Here is a 24157-nt window from a genome sequence, read left to right as displayed (position 1 = left end):
CGAAATGACGAGTGCAGGGATGTGATGTCTCCGCTTTTGCGGCAGCGTGTTTGTGACAAACTCTTCTTCAACAGGCCGCGACATCGGCCGCCGGAACTCCACACCGAAATTGAAGGAAGATCGTCATGAACCCGCTCGACCACGAATCCGCTGTTTTCGCCGCCAAGTTCGCCGTTGCCCGCTTCGTCTTCGGCGTCATCCTGTTCGCAATCGTCGCCGTTCTCGCCAACGTGAACACGGATGCCATCCTGGCCGCCGACGAGACCCGCGCCGCCGTCGCCTTCGAGATGGTGAAGACCATTCCCGTCACGGTGGCCGACGCCTCCCACTGAGGGCAACGTGCCGGTCGAAGGGGCCGATGACCGGGCGTGACGTTACGGGTGCCCTCCTGTTTTCCAAGCCTGCTCCCCGGCCCTGTCCTCCGGGGACCGAGGAGGAACCGATGCCCCGTACGCCCGAACCCGAAGACCGCAAGTCCGGTCAGGCCCAGGTGCCGAAGCCGCCATCCCGCGCGGAGGTCGAGGAGACCAGCCGCTCGCAGGAGTATCTGACCGACGACTGGACCGGCGAGGGCGGCACGCCGGAGGATGGCAAGCGGGACGGCTGAGGCCGCCGGCTGTCCCGACGCGCGACATCATTCGACCGACTGGGCTGGAAACCGGACACCACTGCCGGTTTTTCCGGCCCGTCCGTATGGGCGCATCGGGCGGAAAAGGCTGGTCGATCAGCCGGAAACCCATTTGGAAACCCGGAAGGCCTACGTCCTCCGCCCTCGGGTTTAAGCCACCAGAGACGTGGACGAATTCGGGAACTTGGCATCCGTCCCCGCTGTCGAAGGGAGTCCCTTTGCTTCAGCCGGAGAGATCGGGATGCGCCACGTCCTTCTTGCCCTGGTGCTTGCGACGGCGACGCTGCCCGCCGGCGCACAAGCCTCGGGCGCCAGCCCGGTCTCGCGGAACCCCGATACCGACGGTGCGGTTTGCCCGCCCGGCGATGACGGGTGCGCCCGCTTCGTCGGCGACGCCAAGGGCGCCCTGCCGAAGCGGAAATCGGCACGGCAACCGGTCGTCATCGGGACTTCCGTCTACATGCTGACCGCGTGGCAGGCCGAGCGCGAGCGCCGCTGTCTGGCGCTGGCCGGCTGGGCGGAGGCGCGCGGTGAAGGGGCCGACGCCATGGCCGCCGTCATGTGGGTGGTCGCCAACCGCTCCGCGTCGGCGGCGCAGCCGTCGCTGCCCTGCCGCGTCGTCGTCGCCTCGGGCCAGTTCGAGCCCTTCGCGGCCGTGCCTGAGGACGCGAAGACGAAGCAGAAACCCGCCAAATCGGCCAAGCGGCGCGAGAAAACGCGCGAGCAGCCGGACAGTGCGGAACGTCCACGTGACGAGGCGCGGCGACTCCTTGCCGAACTGCGCCGGCAGGCCCAGGTGATCCGGGCGGGCGGCATGCCGTCCTGGCCGAAGCCGCGCCTCGCCCCTGACCGGGACGCGTTGCGCGTCGCCCGCGGCCTCGCCTGGAACCTGAACGACGACGATCTGCCCGACCCCACCGCGCGCGCGTCGCTGTTCTACAGCCCGTCGGCGCAAGCCATGCTCCGGCGCCAGAAGCCGGATTGGGCGGAAGCGCGGCTGCGCACCGCGTCCATCGGTGAACACACCTTCTACCGCTACCCGCCGTCCCGCACCGACCGGACCGACACCCAGGTGGCTCAGGTCGGCGAATGACGGGTGGCAAGGGGCCCCTGCCGGTCGGATTGGCCTCTCGTCCGGATGAAGTCGAGAAACGCCCGCAGCGGTGCCGGCACAAGGCGCCGTCCGGGGTAATAGAGAAAGGGGCCGGAGAACCGCTGCCACCACGGTTCGAGCACCGGTTCCAGCGCACCGCGGTCGAGGTGCGGCCGCAACCAGCCTTCGAACAGGTGGATCACCCCGACACCGGCGACCGCGGCGTCGATCGCGAGGTCCATGGCGCCTCCAGGATTGACCAGCAGCGGCCCGGACGGGTCCAGCCGCATCACCTCGCCGTCGCGTTCGAACTCCCACATCGGCATGGCGCCGCTGGAAAAACGCCCGCGCAGGCAGGCGTGTGCCAGCAGGTCGCGCGGATGTTCGGGACGTCCCCTGGCGTCGAGATAGGACGGCGCGGCCGCGGTGGCGAAGCGCTGCTCGCGCGGGCCGATGGGGACGGCGATCATGTCCTGCTCCAGCCGTTCGTCGTAGCGGATGCCGGCATCACACCCCGCGGCGAGCACATCGACGAAGCCGTCCTCCGCGATCACCTCCACCCGGATTTCCGGATAAGCGGCCAGGAACGGCGGCAGGATCGTCGGCAGCACCAGCCGCGCCACGCTGACCGGCACGTTGAGCCTGAGGGTCCCCGCCACCCGGTCGCGGAAACTGTTCACGACGTCGAGCGCCGCGTCCACCTCGCGCAAGGCGGGTGCAAGCCGCAGCAGCAGCCGTTCGCCCGCTTCCGTCGGCACCACGCTGCGGGTCGTCCGGTTGAGCAACCGCACGCCGAGCTGCGCTTCGAGCCGACGCACCGCCTCGCTCAAGGCGGACGCGCTGGCATTGCTCGCACGCGCGGCTTCGCGAAAGCCGCGGGCGCGCGCCACCGCGACGAACGCGTTCAGGTCCCCCAGATCATGCTGCATTGTTCGTAATTCCGCACAGGCCGTGCGTATTGTGCGGACTAATCGGACGGGCTGGCAACGCCTAGTTTGGTGGAGGCATGAAGGAGACAGAGATGACCGACATCGACCAGTCCGGCGGCTTCACCCTTGGCGGGACGCTGGTGAAACGGCTCGGCTACGGCGCCATGCAACTCGCCGGTCCCGGCGTGTTCGGGCCGCCGAAGGATCCCGCCGCGGCCATCGCGGTGCTGCGCGAGGCGGTGGCACAGGGCGTGAATCACATCGACACCAGCGACTTTTATGGCCCTCACGTCACCAACCGGCTGATCCGCGAGGCGCTCGCCCCCTATCCCGACGATCTGGTCATCGTGACCAAGATCGGCGCCCGGCGCGGCGACGACGCCTCCTGGCTGCCCGCGACCTCTCCCGCTGAATTGCGGCAGGCCGTGCACGACAACCTGCGCAACCTCGGCCTGGACGTCCTCGATGTCGTCAATCTCAGGGTGTGGGGCAACGGCCATGGTCCGGACGAGGGGCCGATCGAGCCGGAACTGAACGTGCTCGCCGAACTCCAGCAGCAGGGTCTGGTGCGGCACATCGGCCTGAGCAACGTCACCCCCCGCCAAGTCGAGGAGGGACGCCGGATGTGCGAGATCGTCTGCGTGCAGAACCACTACAATCTCGCGCATCGAACCGACGATGCCCTGATCGACGATCTTGCCGGCAAGGGGATCGCCTATGTGCCGTTCTTCCCGCTGGGCGGGTTCACGCCACTCCAGTCCGATATCCTGTCCGCTGTCGCCCGGCGGGTGGGAGCGACGCCGATGCAAGTGGCGCTCGCTTGGCTGTTGAACCGCGCGCCCAACATCCTGCTGATCCCGGGGACGTCCTCGGTGGCGCATCTGCGGGAGAATCGTGCCGCCGCAACCCTGACCCTGGCCGCCGATGCCGTCGAGGCCTTGAACGGTATCGGTGGACACCCGGTATCCGTCTGATCCGGCAGCCGTTTCAACAACGCATGCCCCCTCCCCGACGGTTCGTCGGGGAGGGCCAACGTCACCGCGGGTCAGGCGGCCAGCCGGCCGTTGCGGAAAGCCTCGATCGTCCGCATCACCCCGCGCAGCTCGGCGAGCCCCTTCAGGCGGCCGACGAAGGAATAGCCGGGGTTCATCGTCTTGCCGACGTCATCGCCCAGCAGATGGCCATGGTCGGGCCGCATCGGGATCTGGGCATCGGCCCGCCCGGCTTCGGCCCGGCGCGCTTCCTCGGCGATCATCGCCGCGGCGACGCCGATCAGGTCGGTGTCGCCGCCGAGATGGTCGGCCTCGTAGAAGGAACCGTCCGGCTCGTGGGTGGTGTTGCGCAGATGGACGAAGTGGATGCGCGGCGCGAACTCCTTGGCCATCGCCACCAGATCGTTCTTCGGATTGGAGCCGAAGGAGCCGGTGCACAGCGTCAGGCCGCAGGCCTCCTGCGGCACGCCGGCGAACAGCGCCCGCACGTCCTCGGCGGTCGACATCACGCGCGGCAGGCCGAAGATCGGGAAGGACGGATCGTCGGGATGGATGCACAGGCGGACACCCTCCTCCTCCGCCACCGGGGTGATCTCGCGCAGGAACTCGATCAGGTTGGCGCGCAGTTCCTCGGTGCCGATGTCCTGGTACAGCTCCAGCATCGCCTTGAAGCTCTGGCGGTCATAGGCGAAGTCGCGGGCCGGCAGCCAGTCGATCAGCACCCGCTCCAGCTCGGCGATCTCCGCCGCGCTCTTGGTCGCGAAGCGCGCCTCGGCCGCGGCGATGCGGGCGGCGTCATAGTCCTTCTCCGCGTTCCGCCGCCGCAGCACGAACAGGTCGTAGGCGGCGAAGTCGATGCTGTCGTAGCGCAACGCATAGCCGCCGTTCGGCAGCCGGTGCATCAGGTTGGTCCGGCTCCAGTCGGTGATGACCATGAAGTTGTAGCAGATCACCGGGATGCCGGCGCGGGCGACGTTGCGGATCGACTGCTTGTAGTTGTCGATCTTCTCCCGGTAATTGCCGGTCCGCGTCTTGATCTCCTCGCCGACGCCGATGCTCTCGACCACCGACCAGGTCAGCCCGGCGGCCTCGACCTCGCGGCGGCGCTTCATGATCTCCTCGGTGGTCCAGACGGTCCCCTGATTCATGTGATGGAGCGCGGTGACGATGCCGGTGGCCCCGGCCTGCCGGGCGTTTTCCAGGGTGACGGGATCGTCGGGGCCGAACCAGCGCCAAGTCTCTTGCATTGTCTTGTCCTTTCGAAATCCGCGAGCCCGGCCGCCGTGGCGGCCGGTGCCATGTAGGGTCAGCGTTGTGCGAGGAAGGCCGTTAGCGTGGCGCGGACGCCGACGTGCATCAGGCTGTCGAGCTGTGCGGCGACCGCGGCGCGGAAGCCGGCATCGGCCGCCAGTTCCGGCGCGAAGATGTCCTCGACGGCGAACAGGGCGTCGACCAGCGCGGCGCTGTCGTCGCGGTGCGCTTGCGCGATCCGGGTGAGGTCGCCGGCGAGCGGATCGGCCACCGCGTAGACGGCGCCCGCCTCGTCCTCGCCCAGCAGGAAGCGCATCCAGGCGGCGACGGCCAGCGGGATCACCGTCGGCTGGACCCCCGCGGCGATGCGCTCGCGGGCCGGTTCCAGCAGGCGCGGCGGCAGCTTCTGCGACCCGTCGGAGGAGATTTGCAGTGTCCGGTGACGGATGCCGGGGTTGCGGAACCGCGCCTCCAGCGCCTGGGTGTAGGCAGGGATGTCGGTGTCGGGCACCGGCGGCAGGGTGGGGATCAGATCCTCCGCCCACAGCCGCCGCACCACCGCCGGCAGTTGCGGGTCGGCCATCGCCTCGGCGACGGTGCCGATGCCGGCGACCACCGACAGGTAGGCGAGCAGCGAATGGGCGCCGTTGAGGCAGCGCAGCTTCATCAATTCGAAGGGATGGACGTCGTCGACGATGATCGCGCCCGCCGTCTCCCAGGCCGGACGGCCGAGCGGGAAGCGGTCCTCGATCACCCACTGGCGGAACGGTTCGGTCACCACCGGCCAGCGGTCCTCGAAGCCCAGCGCCGTGTCGACGGCGAGACGGTCGGCGTCCTGCGTCGCCGGCGTGATGCGGTCGACCATGGTGCAGGGGAAGGAGACCTGCGCGGCGATGTAAGCCGCCAGTTCCGGATCGCGCAGTTCGGCGAAGCGGATGACGATGCCGCGCACCTTGGTGCCGTTCTGGGCAAGGTTGTCGCAGACCAGGACGGTGAAGGGCGGGACGCCGGCGGCCCGACGGGCGCGGATCGCCTCGACCAGCAGGCCGGGAACGCTGCGCGGCTGCGCCGGATCGGCCAGATCGGCGCGGATCAGCGGGTGCGCCTCGTCCAGCGCGCCGGTGGCGGCGTCCTGGCAATAGCCCTTCTCGGTCACCGTCAGCGTGACGATCCGGATCTCCGGCCGGGCCATCAGCGCGATCACCGCGTCGCGCTGGTCGGCGGTCGCCATGGCGTCGATGAAGGACCCGACGACCTGGACCTGGTCGCGGCCGTCTTCGCGGGTCAGCACGGTGTACAGGCAGTCCTGCGGCTTCAGCGCGTCGCGGATCGCCGGCGACAGCAGATCGACGCCGACGATGCCCCAGTCGGTCGCCCCGGCGGCCAGCACCGCGTCGGTGTAGGTGGCGAGATGGGCGCGGCAGAAGGCGCCGAGGCCGAGATGGACGATGCCGGGGGTCACCGCCGCCCGGTCATAGGCGGGGCGGGCGACCGACGCGGGCAGGCGGTCAAGCAAAGCGTCGGAGAGTCTCTCCGCCTCGATGGTGGCGGTCATGGTCATGGTGGGCTCCGGGGCGCGGGGCTGGCGCGCCGTTTGGTGATAAGGCTCCGGGGCGGCGTCGCCCCGGAGCGTGGTGCGGAAGGGTCAGACTTCGATGCCGGCCGGGGTCTTGCCCGACCCGGTCTTCGGCAGGATGAAGTGCATGATCAGGAGGCCGACGAGGTAGAGCACCGAGGCGATGGCGAACAGCACGTGGTAGTTGCCGTTGGTCGCGTCGAGCAGACGGCCGACGCCCATCGACACGAACATGCCGACGAAGTAGGCGCAGAAGCCGCCGATGCCGACCACCGAACCGATGGCGTTGCGCGGCATGGTGTCCGACACGATGGTGTAGACGTTGGCCGAATAGCCCTGGTGGGCCGAGGCGGCGATGCCGATCAGGACGACGGCCACCCACATGTTGGAGACCTGCGACGCGAAGAACACCGGCAGGACGCACAGGCCACAGATCAGGAAGGTGATCTTGCGGGCGCGCAGGGTCTTGACGCCGCGCTTGATCAGGGTCGAGGACAGCCAGCCGCCACCGATGCTGCCGACGTCGGCCATGCAGTAGATGATGATCAGCGGCAGCATGGCACCGAACAGGTTCACGCCATATTGCTTGGACAGGAAGCCGGGGACCCAGTTCAGGTAGAACCACCACACCGGGGCCGAGAAGCAGGTGCCGACGATGTTCGCCCAGGTGCCGCGGTAGCGCAGCAGTTGCAGCCAGGGAATGTGGACCTGCGGCTCGACCGGGTCGCTGCGGATGTAGGCCAGCTCTTCGGCCGTCACCTTCGGGTGCTCTTCCGGCTTCTTGTACATCAGCAGCCAGACGATGCACCACAGGAAGCCGATGCCGCCGGTGACGAGGAAGGCGACCTCCCAGCCATAGGCGACGAGCAGGATCGGCACCAGGATCGGTGCGGCGACCGCGCCGACGTTGCTGCCGGCGTTGAAGATGCCGGTGGCGAGCGCCCGCTCCTTGGCGGGGAACCACTCGGAAATGGCTTTGATCGAGGCCGGGAAATTGCCGCCTTCGGTCAGGCCGAGGCCGGCGCGGGCGATCTTGAAGCCAAGGACGCTGCCCATCATGGCGTGGATGCAGGCGAAGAAGCTCCAGCCCGCGACCGCCGCCGGCAGTCCGAAGCGGATGCCGACCTTGTCCATCAGGCGGCCGACGCCGACATAGCCGAAGGCGTAGAACAGCGAGAAGGCGGCGACGATGTCGCCGAAGTCCGACTCCGTCCAGTGCAGGTCACCCATCAGCGTGGACTTGAGCAGGCCAAGCACCTGACGGTCCATGTAGTTGATGGTCGTCGAGAAGAACAGCAGGGCGCAAATGGTCCACCGGTACCGACCGATGGTCTTGCTCAGCTTGGCCGCCGCGTGCCCGACACCACCGGGGGCCGGTATCGCGTCCGCCGGCCGCCCGGCCGCGTCGGCTACGATCTGATCGCTCATGTTGATATCTCCCGCCATGACGCAGCGGCTTTCCGCCGCCGTCCGGCGCACCAGCGTTGATTCCTCGGCCGTCGCCACCCGCTTGTGCGGGGATCCGGTCAAGGGGATCCCACGCCGCGGTGGTTGGCGGTCGCACGTGCAGCAACTCTCCTGAAGCGGTCCGTTCATCGTCGGAGCCGGCACGAGGTCGTAAACGACCTCGGGACTCACATACTACCATTCCAGTGCTGGTATGGTAGTCCTATTGTTTCGTCGGGATCAACCATGGCGGCCTGCGACATATCGTCAAGGCTGGCGGCTTGACAGGTTTCCGAAAGCAACCGGTGCGCCACGCAGCCTTGCCGCGCGTGTCGCACCGTCGCTGGTGAAACCCGACCTAACCGGCGCTGCCCGAGCGCCGCCTCACTCGGCGGCCTCGGCGGCGGGCAGGGCCTTTTCGATGCGGATCGCGCAGTATTTGAACTCCGGGATCTTGCCGAACGGGTCGAGCTGCGGGTTGGTCAGCACGTTCGCCGCCGCTTCGGCGTAGGCGAAGGGGATGAACACCAGGCCGACCGGCATGCGGTCGTCGATGCGTGCCTTCAGGCGGATCGTGCCGCGGCGGCTCGACACCAGCATGTAATCCCCGGTCCTCATGCCGGCGCGGGTCAGGTCGTGCGGGGAGACGTAGGCGACCGCCTCCGGTTCGACGGCGTCGAGCACGGTGGAGCGGCGGGTCATCGACCCGGTGTGCCAATGCTCCAGCTGGCGGCCGGTGGTGAGCACCAGCGGATAGTCGACGTCGGGGGTTTCCGCCGGGTTGATCGGCCGGGCCGGCACGAAGCGCCCGCGGCCGGACTTGGTCGGGAAGCCGTTGCCGAACACGATGTCATGGCCGGGCTCGTCCGGGCCGTCGACCGGGTAGGTGACGGAGTCCTCGCGCTCCACCCGTTCCCAGGTGATGTTGGCGAGCGACGGCATGGCGCCGACCATCTCGGTGAACACCTCGGAGACGTGACGGTAGTTCCAGTCGAGGCCAAGCCCGCGCGCCATGTCCTGGATGATCCACAGATCCTGGCGCGCCTCCCCGGGCAGCGGCACCGCGGCGCGACCCATCTGGACCTGCCGGTTGGTGTTGATGACGGTGCCGTCCTTTTCCGGCCAGGCGGAGGCGGGAAGGACGACGTCGGCGTATTTCGCCGTCTCGGTCAGGAAGATGTCCTGCACGACGAGATGTTCCAGCATGGCCAGCGCCTCGCGGGCGTGGGTCACGTCCGGATCGGACATGGCGGGATTCTCGCCTTCGATGTAGCAGCCGCGGATGCGGCCGTCATGGACCGCGTCCATGATCTCGACCACGGTCAGCCCGCGCTTGCCGTCCAGCTTGGTGCCCCAGTAGTTTTCGTAGAAGGCCTGGACCTCGGGATCCTCGACGGACTTGTAGTCGGGGTAGAACATCGGGATCAGGCCGGCGTCGGACGCGCCCTGGACGTTGTTCTGGCCGCGCAGCGGGTGCAGGCCGGTGCCGGGACGGCCGATCTGGCCGGTGACGAGCGACAGCGCGATCAGGCAGCGGCTGTTGTCGGTGCCGTGGATGTGCTGCGACACGCCCATGCCCCAGAAGATGATGGACGACTTGGCGCGGGCGAACAGCCGCGCCACCTCGCGCAGGGTCGCGGCCGGAATGCCGCAGACCTTCGCCATCTCCTCCGGCGGGTAGTCCTTGACGGTCTCGGCCAGCGCCTCGAAATCCTCGGTGTTGGCCTGGACGTATTGGCGGTCGTAGAGCCCCTCCTGGATGATGGTGTGCAGGATGGCGTTCAGCATCGACACGTCGCGGCCCGGCGTGAACTGCAGCATGTGCGTGGCGTGGCGGGCCATCGCCAGCCCGCGCGGGTCCATGACGATCAGCTTCGCCCCGCGCTCCGCGGCGTTCTTGAAGAAGGTCGCCGCCACCGGATGGTTTTCGGTCGGGTTGGCGCCGATGATGACGATGACCTCGGCGTCCTCGGCCGCCATGAAGGGCGCCGACACCGCCCCCGACCCGACGCCTTCGATCAGCGCCGCGACCGACGAGGCGTGGCACAGCCTGGTGCAGTGGTCGACGTTGTTGGTGCCGAAGCCGGCGCGGACCAGCTTCTGGAACAGATAGGCCTCCTCGTTGGAGCCCTTGGCCGAGCCGAAACCGGCCAGCGCGTTGCCGCCCCGCTCGTCCCGGATCTTCTTCAGCCCGCCGGACGCCACCGCCAGCGCCTCGTCCCAGGTCGCGGCGCGGAAATGGGTGAAGGGGTTCATCGGGTCGATGTCGACGTCGTGCTTCGACACCCCCTCCTTGCGGATCAGCGGCACGGTCAGCCGGTCGGCGTGATGGGCGTAGTCGAAACCGAAGCGGCCCTTGACGCACAGGCGGTTCTGGTTGGACGGGCCGTCCCGGCCGTCGACGGCGACGATCCTGTTCTCGCGGATCCGGTAGGTGAGCTGGCAACCGACGCCGCAATAGGGGCAGACCGAGTGGACCTCGCGGTCGGGCGCGTTGGTGTAGACGCCCTGTTCGTCCACCAGCGTCGCCGGCATCAGCGCGCCGGTCGGGCAGGCCTGCACGCACTCGCCGCAGGCGACGCAGGTCGATTGGCCCATCGGGTCGTCGAAATCGAAGACGATCTTTTCCAGATGGCCGCGCGCCGCCATGCCGATGACGTCGTTGACCTGGACCTCGCGGCAGGCGCGGACGCACAGGTTGCAGTGGATGCAGGCGTCGAGCTGGACCGCCATCGCCGGGTGCGACAGGTCGTCGGTCTTGGTCGGACGATCCACCGTGGGAAAGCGGCTGCCGGCGATCTCCACCCGGTCAGCCCATCGCCAGAAGACGGAGTTGGGGTCGTGCGCGGTCTCCCGCTCCGGCTGGTCGGCCAGCAGGAGTTCGAACACCAGCTTGCGCGAGTCCCGGGCGCGGTCCGACGCGGTCTGCACCGTCATGCCGGGGGTCGGCTTGCGGACGCAGGACGCCGCCAGCACGCGCTCGCCGGTGATTTCCACCATGCAGGCCCGGCAGTTGCCGTCCGGCCGATAACCGGGTTTCGGGGTGTGGCAGAGATGCGGGATTTCGGTGCCGACACGGTTGGCGACCTGCCAGATCGTCTCGCCGGGTTGTGCGACGACCTCGGTGCCGTCCAGGGTGAACGTGATGCCGTTGGACATGTCGGTCTCCTTACCCCTTCGACCCGTCTGCGCTTTGGCCGTCTGCGCTTTGGCGCGAAACGAAGTCGTCGCGGAAATGCTTCATGACCTGCTTGATCGGGTTCATCGCCGCCTGGCCCAGGCCGCAGATCGAGGCGTCGCCCATCACTTTGCCGAGCGCGGCCAGCAGTTCCTCGTCCCATTCCGGCTGGCTGATCAGGCGCACCGCCTTTTCGGTGCCGACGCGGCAGGGCGTGCACTGGCCGCAGCTCTCGTCCTCGAAGAATTTCAGGAGGTTGAGCGCGACGTCCCGCATGTTGTCCTTGTCGGACAGCACGATGACGGCGGCCGACCCGATGAAGGAGCCGTGCGGCTCCAGCGTCCCGAAGTCGAGCGGGATGTTCGCCATCGACGCCGGCAGGATGCCGCCCGACGGACCGCCGGGCAGATAGCCCTTCAGCGTGTGGCCGTCGGCCATGCCGCCGCAGTAGTTCTCGACCAGTTCCAGCAGGGTGGTGCCGGCCGGGGCGAGCTTGACCCCCGGCTCCTTCACCCGGCCCGACACCGAGAAGGTGCGCAGCCCCTTGCGGCCGTTGGCGCCGTGGCTGGCGAACCAGGCGCCGCCCTTTTCCAGGATCTCGCGGACCCAGAACACCGTCTCGATGTTGTTGATCAGCGTCGGGCGGCCGAACAGCCCGACGACCGAGGGGAAGGGCGGCTTGTGCCGCGGCAGCCCGCGCTTGCCCTCGATGCTCTCCAGCATCGCCGATTCCTCACCGCAGATGTAGGCGCCGGCCCCCCGGCGCAGATGGATCCGGGTGTGGGGCGAGAAGCCGGCCGCCTCGATCTTCGGGATCTCGCGCAGCAGGATTTCCCGGCATTGCGGGTATTCGTCGCGCAGGTAGATGTAGACGTCGGTCGCCTCGACCGTCCAGGCGCCGATCAGCATCCCTTCGAGGAAGCGGTGAGGGTCGCGCTCCAGGTGGTAGCGGTCCTTGAAGGTGCCGGGCTCGCCCTCGTCGCCGTTGATCGCCATCATGCGCGGGCCCGGTTCGGCCCGGACATAGCGCCATTTCAGGCCGGTCGGGAAGCCGGCACCGCCCAGGCCGCGGATGCTGGAATCCTCCAGCCCCTTCAGCACGCCGTCGACGTCGCGCGCGCCGTTGAGGCATTCCGCCAGCATCTTGTAGCCGCCGTTGCGGATATAGTCGCTCAGGCCGATGTAGTCGGGGATGTCCGGGCGGGTGTGACCGTGCGCCACCGCGTCGAGCACGCTGTCGACCGTGGCGTTCTCGTGCAGGCTGTGGCCGATGGCGGTGACCGGAGCCTTGTCGCAGCCGCCCATGCAGGGCGCGCGCACGACGCGGACCTCCCGCTCGTCGACCCCGGCCTTCAGCGCGTCCAGAAGCTGTTCCGCGCCGGCCAGCGCGCAGCTCAGCGAATCGCAGACGCGGATGGTGATCTTCGGCGGGGCGGGTTCGCCGTCCATCACGATGTCGAAATGGGCGTAGAAGGACGCGACCTCGTAGACCTCGACCAGCGCCAGCCGCATCTCCTTCGCCAGGGCGGCGAGATGGCGCGCGTGCAGGCAGCCGTAATGGTCCTGGAGCAGGTGAAGATGCTCGATCAGCAGGTCGGGCTGGCGCGAGCGGTCGCCAAGCAGCGCGCGCACCTCGTCCAGGCTGAGCGGATCGACCTGACGTCCCTTCTGATGATCGCGCGTCTTGCGACGGCCGGAGCCGGGGTGAATGCTGCGGGCGGGAACCTGCCCAAGCGGTGGCGTCGGGATGGTCATCGGGTTCACTGAGGTCACGACGTTTCTGGCCCTTGCTGGATGGTCCGCGTCCTTGATGCTCATCAGCCTAGCAGCTTGGCATGGCGTATACCAGATGCCAGAAAGCAATAGGATGAGCCGAATGTTCTGATAACAAACTATTTCCCCGGAGCCCTGTGATTGCAATGGTGGAATTTGGGCGTTCCGGCGGACCGACCGGGCAGGGTCCCGTGTTTCCCAAGTCAACGACTTGGAGGCAGTCATGGCCGAAGCGAACGTCAACGACCGTTCGAGCGTCGAGCGGATGTACGACAAGGACACCTTCGAACAGGACGCCGCGTGGAACGCGCGCGGCAAGGCGACCATCTTGCGGGGCGTGAAGATTCTCTCCGCGCCGGACGACGAGGGGCGGATCGAACTCTCCCGGGCCTCGCAGCATGCCGGGGAAGGCAACCTCGAGGGCGACAGCGTCTTCGTTCCCGCCTACAAGGTTCAGGACGCGCTCAGCACCGACGGCAACGCCTACAGCAGCTCCGTCGAGCCGGTCTCCCCAAAGGGCGGCCCGGGACAGGGCGGAACGGCCGACGCGTATCGCGCCTTCATCGACCAGATCCTGCAGGCGGCGCAGACGGGCCCCTTCAAATCGGACATCGGGCTCGACGAGGACCGGCTGAAGGGCTTCCACGGCGGCTGATCCGATGCGGGCGGGAATTCAGGCCGTCGCCTGCCCGAGCCCGGCGATGACGCCGAGAAGGTGCGCGGCGAAGGCGTCCACCGCGTCGGGCAGGCGGCGGCCGAGCATCGTCAGGATCTGATACTGGCGCTGGTCGAGCGTCGGCGCGTCGATCGGCACCAGCGCCACCTGGCTGCCGACGCTGGGGGCATGGACGGTGAAGGGGCTGGCGATGGTGAGGCCGCCGCCTTCCGCGGCGAACGCCCACAGGGCGGCGATGTAGTTCGAGACGAGCACCGGTTCCACCGCGACACCGGCGAGGCCGCAGGCGATGTCGAACACCTGCCGCGCGGTGGTGTCCTTTTCGGGCAGCGCCAGCGGCTCGCCGGCCAGTTCGGCGAGCGACAGCACGACGCGCGTCGCCAAGGGATGGTCCTTCGCCATCACCGCCAGCACCGGCGCCCGGCCCTCGCCGATGGCCCGCACGCCCGGTTGTTGGGCGAAGGAGAAGGTCGCCCCGATGTCGACGTCGCCGTCGCGGACCATGCGGGTCACCTCGGCCGGCGCCTTGACGCGCAGTTCGATGCGGATGCCGGGATGGCGTTCGCGAAAGCCGCGGATCGCCGCCGGGATCAGGCTGAGGCCGAACCCCTCCGTCGCGGCGATGCGCACGACGCCGGTGGCCAGCCCGCGCAGCCGCTTCAGCTCGTTGACGATCGCCTCCTCTTCCAGGAAGACGCGGCGGGCGTGGCGGGCGAGCTGCTCGCCGGCCGGGCTCGGCACCATGCCGCGCGGGCGGCGTTCGAACAGCTCGACGCCGAGATCGGCTTCCAGATGGGCGATCTGCCGGCTGATGGCGGAGGAGGCGACGTTGAGACGGACGGAGGCGTCGGCGATCGAGCCGGTGCGGGCAACCTCCAGAAAATAGCGCAGCGCCGTGCTGTTCATGGCGGTCCCCGCTGACTCGTTGCCAAATCAGCAACGCAAGCTTCGCCCTATTATAATTGTGGCACGGCAATCTGCACAATACCGTGTCATGGCTAACTTTCGTGCAAACGGAACCCCTTGGACGGAGCTTCGGACATGGCGCCCTTTGCGTACGGTAAGTCTGTTCTGCTCGCGGCGTCGCTGGCCGTCGCGCTGCCCGGCGCGGCCTTTGCCGACAAGGCCAACGACACGCTGATCTATGCCTCCGACAGCGAGCCGGAGAACATCAGCCCCTATCACAACAACGTACGCGAAGGCGTCATCATCGCCCATCATGTTTGGGAGACGCTGATCCACCACAATTTGAAGACCGGAGCCTACGAGCCGTATCTCGCCACCTCCTGGAGCTGGGTCGACCCGACGACGCTGGATCTGGAGCTGCGCCGGGGCGTGACCTTCCAGGACGGCTCGCCCTTCACGGCGGATGACGTGGTCTTCACCTTCAACTACGTGCTGACGCCGGACGCGAAGGTGGTGACCAAGCAGAACGTCGACTGGATGACCGGCACCGAGAAGATCGACGACTACAAGGTGCGCATCCACCTGAAGGGGCCGTTCCCGGCGGCGCTGGAGTATCTGTCCGGCCCGACGCCGATCTATCCGGCGGCCTATTTCAAGAAGGTCGGCCTCGACGGCTTCGCCAAGGCGCCCATCGGCACCGGCCCCTACCGCATCGTGTCGGTGGAGAACGGCAAGGCCGTGAAGATGGAGAAGTCGAAGACCTATTGGAAGGGCAGCCCGATCGGCGACCCGTCCATCGGCAAGCTGGAATTCCGCGTCATCCCCGACGGCGAAACCCGCATGGCGGAGCTGATGACCGGCGGCGTCGACTGGATCTGGCGGGTGCCGAACGACCAGGCCGCCCAGCTCCAGGCCGTTCCCAACGTCAGCGTGCTCGCGGCCGAAACCATGCGCGTCGGCTTCCTCCAGTTCGACTCCGCCGGCCGCAGCGATCCCAACACGCCGATGAAGAACCCAAAGGTCCGTCAGGCGATCTCCCACGCCATCGACCGCAAGGCGATGGTCGACAATCTGGTGCGCGGCGGCGCCCGCGTGATGAACTCCGCCTGCTTCATCGATCAGGTCGGCTGCACCGACGAGGGCGTGCCGCGCTACGCCTACGACCCGGCCAAGGCCAAGGCCCTGCTGGCAGAGGCCGGCTACCCGAACGGCTTCGACATCGACCTCTACGCCTACCGCGAGCGCGACTACGCCGAGGCGGTGATCGGCTATCTGCGCGCCATCGGCATCCGCGCCAACCTTCAGTTCATGAAATACGCCGCCCTGCGCGAGCTGAGCCGTGCGGGCAAGGTGCCGATCTATTTCCAGACCTGGGGCTCCTTCTCGGTGGCCGACGCCTCCGCCTTCACCGGCGTGTGGTTCAAGGGCAACGAGGACGATATGAGCCGCGACCCCGAGGTCAAGGCGCTGCTCGACAAGGCCGACACCACGATCGACCTCGACACCCGCAAGAAGACCTACGCGCAGGCGCTGTCGCGCATCGCGGAAAAGGCCTATCTGCTGCCGCTCTTCTCCTATTCGACCAACTACGCCTTCTCCTCCGACCTCGACTTCGCAGCCCAGCCGGACGAGCTGCCGCGCTTCTACGCCGCCCACTGGAAATAAGGCCGCCGCGGCGGGCCCGGCCAATCCCCCGACGGCCCGCCGCATCCCGACACCTCCGGTCCAGGAGGCCTGCCCATGCTGATGTTCCTGCTTCGCCGTCTTGCAGTGGCGCTGTCGGTCGTGCTCACCGTGTCCGTCATCGCCTTCCTGCTCCTGCATCTGTCGGGCGATCTGGCGCTGGCCATCGCCGGCCCCGAAGCGTCGCCGGAACAGGTCGCCCAGGTCCGGGCCCAGTTCGGCCTGGACCGGCCGATGATCGTCCAATACGGCGCCTGGCTGGCCGATGCCGCGCGCTTCGATTTCGGCCGCTCCTTCTATTTCCGTGACACGGTCGCCGCGCTGGTCGTCCAACGCATGCCGGTAACCCTGACGCTCGGCGCCATCTCGCTCGGCGTCGCGCTGGTCATCGCCATCCCGCTGGGCGTGCTCGCCGCGGTGAAGCGCGGCAGCTGGATCGACCGCGCGGCGCTGATCTTCTGCGCGCTCGGCCAGGCCATCCCGACCTTCTGGCTCGGGCTGTCGCTGATCATCCTGTTCGCCGTCAACCTGCGCTGGCTGCCGGTGTCGGGCAGCGCCACCTGGGCCCACTATGTGCTGCCGTCGGTGGCGCTCGGCTGGTACGCGGTGCCGGCGGTGATGCGGCTGACCCGCAACGGCATGCTCGACGTGCTGGCGTCGGACTACATCCGGACCGCCCGCGCCAAGGGCCTGCGCTGGCCGCAGGTGCTGTTCAAGCACGCCCTGCGCAACGCCGTGGTGCCGGTGGTGGCGCTGGCGGCGGTGCAGTTCGGCTTCATGCTCGGCGGCTCGATCGTGGTCGAGGCGGTGTTCTCGATGCAGGGCCTCGGCCACCTCGCCTGGGAGGCGATCGCCCGCAAGGACTTCCCGGTCGTCCAGGCGGTCGTGATGCTGCTCGCCACCATCTACATCGGCCTGACGCTGCTCGCCGACCTTCTCAACGCCTGGCTGGACCCGAGGATCCGCGTCGCATGACCAGTGTCTCCGCCTCCGGCGCTGCCCCCCTCGACGACGTCCCCCTCCGGCGCTCGCCGCTGGCCCGGATGGCCAAGCGGGCGTTGCGCCACCCCGGCTTCATGGCGGGCACGGTCGTCCTGGCCGTCCTCCTGCTGTGCTCGCTCGCCGCGCCGCTCATCACCGCCTACGATCCCTACGCCCAGGACATTTCCAGGCGGCTGCTGCCGCCGGTCTGGCAGGCCAAGGGCACCTGGGAGCATTGGCTCGGCACCGACAAGCTTGGCCGCGACTATTTCGCCCGGCTGCTCTATGGCGGGCGCATCTCGCTGCTGATCGGCGTCGCCACCGTGCTGGTGTCCGGCACCATCGGCACCGCGCTGGGCGTCGCCGCCGGCTTCTTCGGCGGCCGGGTCGATCTGGTGATCGGCTACATCATCAACGTGCGGCTCGCCCTGCCGGTGGTGCTGGTGGCGCTGGCCGCGGCGGCGCTGGTCGGCTCGTCGCTCAACACCGTCATCATCGTGCTCGGCCTGCTGCTGTGGGACCGCTTCGCCGTGGTCGCCCGCTCGGCGACGCAGCAGATCGCCGGCGCCGACTTCGTCGCGGCCGCGCGCTCGATCGGCTGCTCCACCCGACTGATCGTGCTGTCGGAGGTGCTGCCGAACATCCTGAACCCGCTGATCGTCATCGCCACGCTGGAGATGGCCCACGCGATCCTGCTCGAAGCCGCGCTGTCCTTCCTCGGCCTCGGCGTCCAGCCGCCCCTGCCCTCCTGGGGCCTCATGATCGCGGAGGGCAAGCAGTTCATGTTCTTCAGCCCCTGGGTGATCACGGTCCCCGGCGTGGCGCTGGTCGCGCTGGTGCTGGCGATCAACCTGCTTGGCGACGGCCTGCGCGACGTCACCGCCCCCGAAAACCGGAGCTGACGCGCATGCCCCTGCTCGACGTCGACCACCTCACCATCGACATCCCGACCGAAGGCGGACTGCTCCACGCCGTCAACGACGTCTCCTTCACGCTGGAGCGCGGCGAGACGCTCGCCATCGTCGGCGAGAGCGGATCCGGCAAGTCGCTGACCTCGCTGGCGCTGATGGATCTGCTGCCGTCGAAGGCGATCCGCCGCGCCCGGTCGCTGCGCTTCGACGGCATCGACCTCCAGGCCGCCAGCGAGCGCGACAAGGAGAATCTGCGCGGCGACCGGATGGCGATGATCTTCCAGGAGCCGATGACCTCGCTCAACCCGGCCTACACCATCGGCGACCAACTGGCCGAGGCGCTGCGCCGCCACCGCAAGGTCGACCGCAAGACCGCGCGCGACCGCGCCGTCCATCTGCTGGAACGCGTCGGCATCACCGCGGCGGCCTCGCGGCTGGGGCAGTATCCGCACCAGCTCTCCGGCGGCCTGCGCCAGCGCGTCATGATCGCCATGGGGCTGATGTGCGAGCCCGACCTGATCATCGCCGACGAGCCGACGACCGCGCTCGACGTGACGATCCAGGCGCAGATCCTGAAGCTGCTGCGCGACCTTCAGCAGGAATTCGGCATGGCGCTGATCCTGGTCACCCACGACCTGGGGGTGGTCGCCCGCGTCGCCACCAAGGTCGCGGTGATGTACGCCGGCCGGCTGGTGGAGACCGGCCCGGTCGAGGCGGTGTTCGGCGCCCCCAGCCACCCCTACACCCGCGGCCTGCTGCGCGCCATCCCGGTGCCCGGCCGCACCCGCCCCGGCGAACCGCTCGGCACCATCCCCGGCCAGGTGCCGAGCTTGGTCGGTCCCCTGTCCGGCTGCAGCTTCCGCAACCGCTGCGACCACGCGCAGGACGCCTGCGCCAGCGAGATCCCCGACCGGACGGTCACACCCGGCCACCGCATGGCCTGCATTCTGGACCCTGTTCAAACCTGGGCCGAGGCCCCTGCCCTCGCCCTTGACGACCGGAGGCCGCAATGACGATCCCGGTGCTCGAACTCAAGGACGTCACCAAGACCTACGCGATCCGCCAGGGGATCTTCCGGCCCCCGGCGACGCTGACCGCCGTCGGCGGCGTCAGCCTGACGGTGGCCCGCGGCGAGGTCCACGCCCTGGTCGGCGAAAGCGGGTCGGGGAAATCGACGCTGGCCCGGATGCTGCTCGGCCTGATCGCCCCGACCTCCGGCGAGATCCGGATCGACGGCGTGCCGATCGCGATGACCAACCGGCGCGAGGTCGCCCGCCGCATCCAACCGGTGTTCCAGGACCCCTATTCCTCGCTGAACCCGCGCAAGACGGTCGCCGACCTGATCGCGCTGCCGCTGGTCGCCCACCGCATCGGCAGCGCGAAGGACCGGCAGAAACGGGTTGCCGCCATGCTCGACGCGGTCGGCCTGCCGCGGCGGATGATCGACGCCTATCCCGGCCAGATGTCCGGTGGCCAGCGCCAGCGCGTCGCCATCGCCCGCGCGCTGGTGATGCAGCCCGACGTGCTGATCTGCGACGAGCCGACCTCGGCGCTCGACGTGTCGGTCCAGGCACAGATCCTGAACCTGCTGATGGACCTGAAGCGCGAATTCGGCCTGACCTATTTCTTCATCAGCCACAACCTCGCCGTGGTCGAGCATCTGGCCGACCGGGTCGCCGTCATGTATCTCGGCCGCATCGTCGAGGAGCGCAGCCGCGAGGCGCTGTTCGAGAGGGCGAGCCACCCCTATTCGAAGGCGCTGCTCGACTGCGTGCTGACGCCCGATCCGACGCTGGGCATGCCCGACGCCGCGATCACCGGCGCCTTTCCCAACCCGATCGCGCCGCCGCCGGGCTGCACCTTCCACCCGCGCTGCCCGCGCGCCACCGACCATTGCCGGGTCGCCGCGCCGCCGCCGGTGCCGCTGGCCGACGGTTTCGCCACCTGCCACCTCGCCACCTGATCCCTCATTCCCCGAGCCCCGATCATGACCCATCAGCCATCGCGCGACGGTGCCGTCGCCCGCGCCGCCGCCCATTTCGCCTCCGGTGCCTTCCTGGCCGACCTGTCGCGCCGTATCGCGATGAAGACGGAGAGCCAGTCTCCCGACCGCGGCGCCGAACTCCGCGCCTATCTGAGCGACGAGATGACGCCGACCCTGGCCGGGCTGGGCTTCACCTCCACCATCGTCGACAACCCGGTCGCCGGCCGCGGGCCGTTCCTGATCGCCGAGCGGCAGGAGGATCCCCGGCTGCCGACCGTGCTGGTCTACGGCCACGGCGACGTGGTGCTGGGCCATGAGGGCCGCTGGCGCGAAGGGCTCGACCCCTGGACGGTCACGGTGGACGGCGACCGCTGGTACGGCCGCGGCATCGCCGACAACAAGGGCCAGCATTCGGTCAACATCGCCGCCCTGGCCCAGGTGATGGCCGAACGCGGCGGCTCGCTCGGCTTCAACGCCAAGTTCCTGATCGAGATGGGCGAGGAAGCCGGGTCGCCCGGTCTGCGCGCGATGGCCGAATCCCACCGCGACGCGCTCGCCGCCGACGTGCTGATCGCGTCGGACGGGCCGCGGGTGATCGCCGAACGGCCGACCATCTTTCTCGGCTCGCGCGGCGCCCTCAATTTCGACCTGACCGTCACGTTGCGCGAGGGCGCGCATCATTCCGGGAACTGGGGCGGGCTGCTCGCCAACCCCGGCACCATCCTGGCCAACGCCATCGCCGCGCTGATCGACCAGCATGGCCGCATCCGGCTCGACGCGCTGAAGCCTCCGGCGATTCCGCCCGCCGTCAAGACCGCGATCGCCGACCTGTCGGTCGGCGGCGGCCCCAACGATCCGGCGATCGACCGCGACTGGGGCGAGCCGGGGCTGACGCCGGAGGAACGCGTGTTCGGCTGGAACGCGCTGGAAGTCCTCGCCTTCGAGACCGGCAACCCGCGGGCGCCGGTGAACGCGGTGCCGGCCTCGGCCAAGGCGACGCTGCAACTCCGCTTCGTCGTCGGCACCGACCCGCAGGCGGCGCTGGCCGCCATCCGCGCCCATTTCGCCGCCAACGGCTTCGAACAGGTGCAGGTCACCGCCAGCCGGATGGAGACCTTCGCCGCGACCCGCCTGGATCCGACCGACCCGTGGGTCGGCTGGTCGCTCGCCTCGCTCGCCCGGACGACGGGCAAGAAGCCGGCGCTGCTGCCCAACCTCGGCGGCTCGATCCCCAACGACGTGTTCGCCGAGGTGCTGGGCCTGCCGACGATCTGGGTGCCGCATTCCTACCCGGCCTGCTCGCAGCACGCCCCCAACGAGCACATGCTCGGCCCCGTCGCCGAGGAGGCGTTGCGGATCATGGCCGGGCTGTTCTGGGACCTGGGCGAAACCGGCCCGTCCATCCTGGCGATCAAGGAGGCACACCGCTGATGACACCGCTCGCACAACGGGCCAGCGACTGGCTCGCCAGCCGCCGCGACGAGATGGAAGACACGCTGCGCCGGATCGTCGACATCGATTCCGGCAGCCGCGACGCCGCCGGCATCGACGCCGTCGGCGAGGCGATGGCCGCGCTGCTGGAGGCCGACGGCATCGCCGTGACGCGCATCCCCAACGACGTCTATGGCGGCGTGCTGAAGGCGGAGATCCCCGGGCGCACCGGCGGCGCGCCGGTGCTGGTGATGGGTCACCGCGACACCGTCTATCCCAAGGGCACGGTGGCGGCCCGGCCCTTCTCCCGCGACGGCGACACCGCCTTCGGGCCGGGCGTGGCCGACATGAAGGGCGGCCTCGTCGTCGACGTCTTCGTGCTGCGGGCGCTGAAGGCGGCCGGCGGCACCGGCTTTCCGCTGATCGGCCTGTTCACCGCCGACGAGGAGATCGGCTCGCCGTCCGGCCGCGCGGTGATCGAACAGGTGGCGCGCGGTGCCCGCGCCGCCTTCAACGCCGAGCCGGGGCGGGCGTCGGGCAACGTCGTCACCGCGCGCAAGGGCGGCCTGACGCTGGACATCACGGTGACCGGCCGCGCCGCCCATTCCGGCGTCAACCACGCCGACGGGGCCAGCGCCATCGGCGCGCTCGCCGCCAAGATCACGGCGCTGCACGCGCTGACCGACTATCCCAGCGGCATCACCACCAACGTCGGCGTGATCCGCGGCGGGCGCACGCACAACACCGTCGCCGACCATGCCGAGGCGGCGCTCGACATCCGCTTCCGCTCGGTCGACCAGCTCGACGGCATCCTGGCGCGGATCGAGGCGATCCTGGCGGCCGAGGATGTCCCCGGCACCAGCGCCAGCTACCAGCGCGGCCACCTGTTCATGCCGCTGGAGGAACGGCATTCGGCCGAACTCTTCGCCCGCTACCAAACGGCGGCGACCGAGATCGGCTTCGCGGTCGATGGCGAGTTCACCGGCGGCTGCGCCGATTCCGGCTTCACCGGCGCGCTCGGCGTGCCGTCGCTCTGCGGCCTGGGACCGGTCGGCGGGGCGGCGCACACCGAACGCGAATGGTGCCGGCTCGACACGCTGGTCCCGCGCGCCCAGGCGCTGGCGGTCACGATCGCCGATCTGGACGCCTGAGCCGTCAGGGGATCAGTGCCGGGGCAGGCGCCCGCCCGGCCGGCGCCCCAGGCTGCGGTAGGCCGCGGCGGCGGCGACCGCTACGCCGGCCATCAGCACGGGGGAGACCCAGGCGGGCGGCGGGGTGCGGAAGCCGCCGGTGACCCCCCGCCCCCTCTCCACCGGATGGAACAGGTTGCCGTCGCTGGCCGGGGCCGGGGGCTGCCGCTCGAAATGCCGGTGCGCGCCATAGCCCGCCACCATCTCCACCAGCCGCGGCGCGACGGCGTGTCCGAGGCGGGTCAGCGGGGTCAGGGCACCGACCATGGCGCGGGCCCGCGGACGGCGGGCGACCGCCACCATCGTCTCCGCCACGTCGTCGGGATCGTCGTAGAAGGGGCTTTCCGGCGCCAGCTCGTGCCCGGTGTAGTTGGCGCCGTGGCTCATGCCCGGCGTGTCGGTGAAGGCGGGATAGACGCCGCAGACATGCAGGTTCGGGCTGTCCACCAGCTCCGCCCGCAGGCTCTCCAGCAGCCCGTCCAGCCCGAACTTGCTGGCCGCATAGGCGGCGGCATAGGGCGCCGGCGCCCAGGCGCCGACCGAGACGGTGGCGATGAAGGTGCCATGCCCCTGGCGATGGAAGAGGGGAAGCACGGCGTGGGCGCCGTAGAGCGGTCCCAGCAGGTTGGTTTCGATCACCCGGCGGTGCGCCTCGACCGGCGTGTCCTCGAAGCGGCCCAATGCACCGACGCCGGCGTTGGCGATCCAGATGTCGATGGAGCCGAATTCCGCCACCGCGCGCTCGGCAAGGCGCGTCACGGCCTCCGGATCGGTGACGTCGGTCGGTATGGCGACGGCGCTGGCGCCGAGGCCGCGGCATTCCTCCGCCACCTCCTCCAGCAGCTCCTCCCGGCGGGCGGCCAGCGCCAGCCGGGCGCCCTCCCGCGCGAAGGCCAGCGCGGTGGCCCGCCCGATTCCGCTCGACGCTCCGGCCACCACGACGGCGGCCCCATGCAGGTTCTCCATTCCCTTCCCCTCCGGCTGACGCTGTGTCGACAGCCTCAACAGGAGGAGGCGGAGGTTGTCGCGACCAGTGAGAGTGGTCGGAAGACCGATCCGTCTCCGCTGCCACCCGAGCATCACAGCGCTATGATGCGGCGTCCAATCGTTGCCTTTTCCACACAGGCGCACTGATTTTTCTATGGAAATCCTGAGGTAAAATGCCGTTCTTCTCGAACTCGCCCCGAATATGTTTTGCGATTTCTCTTCAAATCTCCGGTTATCTCGATAGATTTGTTTTATGTAGTTAAACTACATTACCGTTTATCATGCGGATGTCCGGGAAAACCCGGAAGAAGGAGTGCGACTACCCGTCGACCCCCGCCATCGTCGCGCTCCTACACTTGATCCAGATCAAACATGCGGGCAACTGGTATGACCACTCTTGCGAACCCATCAGGGATTGGGTAGTTTTCCTACATGCTCAGACTGAGCGGCGAGACGCCGGCCACATGGCGACGCCCGATGGGAGACGCCCGATCATGGTTACAACTGTCAAATCCATATCCGACCTGAACGCCCTGATTGCG

The 24157-nt window shown here is 68.9% G+C and carries 20 protein-coding genes; 12 read left to right on the top strand and 8 right to left on the bottom strand.

The annotated features are described in order from the left end of the window. Positions 1 to 125: 125 nt before the first annotated feature. The 3 genes from TSO352_RS32470 (at position 126) to TSO352_RS32465 (ending at position 1721) form a co-directional block, all read left to right on the top strand. A complete protein-coding gene (locus TSO352_RS32470) occupies positions 126 to 332 on the top strand; it encodes a hypothetical protein (protein ID WP_109111388.1) in 207 nt (68 codons plus the stop codon). Positions 333 to 442: 110 nt separating this feature from the next. Continuing rightward, positions 443 to 607, top strand: a complete 165-nt coding sequence (locus TSO352_RS33360) for a hypothetical protein (RefSeq protein WP_158284647.1) — start codon at positions 443 to 445, stop codon at positions 605 to 607. 262 nt (positions 608 to 869) lie between these two features. Then, positions 870 to 1721, top strand: a complete 852-nt coding sequence (locus TSO352_RS32465; RefSeq protein WP_109111387.1) for a cell wall hydrolase — start codon at positions 870 to 872, stop codon at positions 1719 to 1721. Here the strand turns inward: TSO352_RS32465 and TSO352_RS32460 are convergent. Then, complete coding sequence (locus TSO352_RS32460) at positions 1706 to 2650, bottom strand: LysR family transcriptional regulator (RefSeq protein ID WP_109111386.1); 945 nt, start codon at positions 2648 to 2650, stop codon at positions 1706 to 1708. The genes TSO352_RS32465 and TSO352_RS32460 overlap by 16 nt on opposite strands. A gap of 92 nt (positions 2651 to 2742) precedes the next feature. Here TSO352_RS32460 and TSO352_RS32455 point away from each other — a divergent pair, with 92 nt between their 5' ends. Continuing rightward, positions 2743 to 3624, top strand: a complete 882-nt coding sequence (locus tag TSO352_RS32455) for an aldo/keto reductase family oxidoreductase (protein ID WP_109111385.1) — start codon at positions 2743 to 2745, stop codon at positions 3622 to 3624. A 71-nt stretch (positions 3625 to 3695) separates the two neighbouring features. Here the strand turns inward: TSO352_RS32455 and uxuA are convergent, their stop codons facing one another. The 5 genes from uxuA to TSO352_RS32430 all read right to left on the bottom strand — a co-directional run bounded on the left by uxuA (position 3696) and on the right by TSO352_RS32430 (position 12866). After that, positions 3696 to 4889 (bottom strand): mannonate dehydratase, encoded by a 1194-nt coding sequence (gene uxuA / locus TSO352_RS32450; protein ID WP_109111384.1) that lies wholly within the window; start codon positions 4887 to 4889, stop codon positions 3696 to 3698. A 59-nt stretch (positions 4890 to 4948) separates the two neighbouring features. Next, positions 4949 to 6454, bottom strand: a complete 1506-nt coding sequence (locus TSO352_RS32445; RefSeq protein WP_109111383.1) for a mannitol dehydrogenase family protein — start codon at positions 6452 to 6454, stop codon at positions 4949 to 4951. An 84-nt stretch (positions 6455 to 6538) separates the two neighbouring features. Continuing rightward, positions 6539 to 7897, bottom strand: a complete 1359-nt coding sequence (locus TSO352_RS32440) for an MFS transporter (protein WP_109111484.1) — start codon at positions 7895 to 7897, stop codon at positions 6539 to 6541. Positions 7898 to 8299: 402 nt separating this feature from the next. Continuing rightward, on the bottom strand, positions 8300 to 11074 hold the full coding sequence (gene fdhF, locus TSO352_RS32435) for a formate dehydrogenase subunit alpha (RefSeq protein WP_109111382.1): 2775 nt from the start codon (positions 11072 to 11074) through the stop codon (positions 8300 to 8302). Positions 11075 to 11084: 10 nt separating this feature from the next. After that, positions 11085 to 12866: an NAD(P)H-dependent oxidoreductase subunit E gene (locus tag TSO352_RS32430; RefSeq protein WP_348770671.1), complete on the bottom strand. Its 1782-nt coding sequence runs from the start codon at positions 12864 to 12866 to the stop codon at positions 11085 to 11087. A 223-nt stretch (positions 12867 to 13089) separates the two neighbouring features. On the opposite strand from TSO352_RS32430, the gene TSO352_RS32425 reads away from it, so the two are divergent. Next, positions 13090 to 13521 (top strand): hypothetical protein, encoded by a 432-nt coding sequence (locus TSO352_RS32425; RefSeq protein ID WP_109111380.1) that lies wholly within the window; start codon positions 13090 to 13092, stop codon positions 13519 to 13521. An 18-nt stretch (positions 13522 to 13539) separates the two neighbouring features. Here the strand turns inward: TSO352_RS32425 and TSO352_RS32420 are convergent, their stop codons facing one another. Continuing rightward, on the bottom strand, positions 13540 to 14448 hold the full coding sequence (locus TSO352_RS32420; RefSeq protein WP_109111379.1) for a LysR family transcriptional regulator: 909 nt from the start codon (positions 14446 to 14448) through the stop codon (positions 13540 to 13542). 135 nt (positions 14449 to 14583) lie between these two features. Between TSO352_RS32420 and TSO352_RS32415 the strand changes: the two genes are divergently transcribed. The 7 genes from TSO352_RS32415 to TSO352_RS32385 all read left to right on the top strand — a co-directional run bounded on the left by TSO352_RS32415 (position 14584) and on the right by TSO352_RS32385 (position 22589). Further along, positions 14584 to 16113: an ABC transporter substrate-binding protein gene (locus TSO352_RS32415; RefSeq protein WP_109111378.1), complete on the top strand. Its 1530-nt coding sequence runs from the start codon at positions 14584 to 14586 to the stop codon at positions 16111 to 16113. A gap of 75 nt (positions 16114 to 16188) precedes the next feature. Beyond that, positions 16189 to 17106, top strand: coding sequence for an ABC transporter permease (locus TSO352_RS32410; RefSeq protein WP_109111377.1), 918 nt, complete (start codon positions 16189 to 16191; stop codon positions 17104 to 17106). After that, the gene (locus TSO352_RS32405) at positions 17103 to 18014 is read left to right on the top strand and encodes an ABC transporter permease (RefSeq protein ID WP_109111376.1); all 912 of its coding nucleotides are present in this window, start codon (positions 17103 to 17105) and stop codon (positions 18012 to 18014) included. Before TSO352_RS32410 ends, TSO352_RS32405 begins: the two co-directional genes overlap by 4 nt. 5 nt (positions 18015 to 18019) lie before the next feature. Further along, entirely contained in the window at positions 18020 to 19036 is a 1017-nt protein-coding gene (locus tag TSO352_RS32400) for an ABC transporter ATP-binding protein (protein WP_109111375.1), read from the top strand. Further along, on the top strand, positions 19033 to 19986 hold the full coding sequence (locus TSO352_RS32395) for an oligopeptide/dipeptide ABC transporter ATP-binding protein (RefSeq protein WP_109111374.1): 954 nt from the start codon (positions 19033 to 19035) through the stop codon (positions 19984 to 19986). Before TSO352_RS32400 ends, TSO352_RS32395 begins: the two co-directional genes overlap by 4 nt. A gap of 24 nt (positions 19987 to 20010) precedes the next feature. After that, on the top strand, positions 20011 to 21438 hold the full coding sequence (locus TSO352_RS32390) for a M20 family metallopeptidase (protein ID WP_109111373.1): 1428 nt from the start codon (positions 20011 to 20013) through the stop codon (positions 21436 to 21438). Beyond that, on the top strand, positions 21438 to 22589 hold the full coding sequence (locus TSO352_RS32385) for a M20 family metallopeptidase (protein ID WP_109111372.1): 1152 nt from the start codon (positions 21438 to 21440) through the stop codon (positions 22587 to 22589). Before TSO352_RS32390 ends, TSO352_RS32385 begins: the two co-directional genes overlap by 1 nt. Positions 22590 to 22601: 12 nt before the next feature. Here the strand turns inward: TSO352_RS32385 and TSO352_RS32380 are convergent, their stop codons facing one another. Then, positions 22602 to 23594, bottom strand: a complete 993-nt coding sequence (locus TSO352_RS32380) for an SDR family oxidoreductase (protein ID WP_109111371.1) — start codon at positions 23592 to 23594, stop codon at positions 22602 to 22604. Positions 23595 to 24157 lie beyond the last annotated feature (563 nt).

It is taken from the genome of Azospirillum sp. TSO35-2 (genome assembly GCF_003116095.1).
GTDB lineage: Bacteria > Pseudomonadota > Alphaproteobacteria > Azospirillales > Azospirillaceae > Azospirillum.
This window is presented reverse-complemented; position numbering and strand designations above follow the sequence as displayed.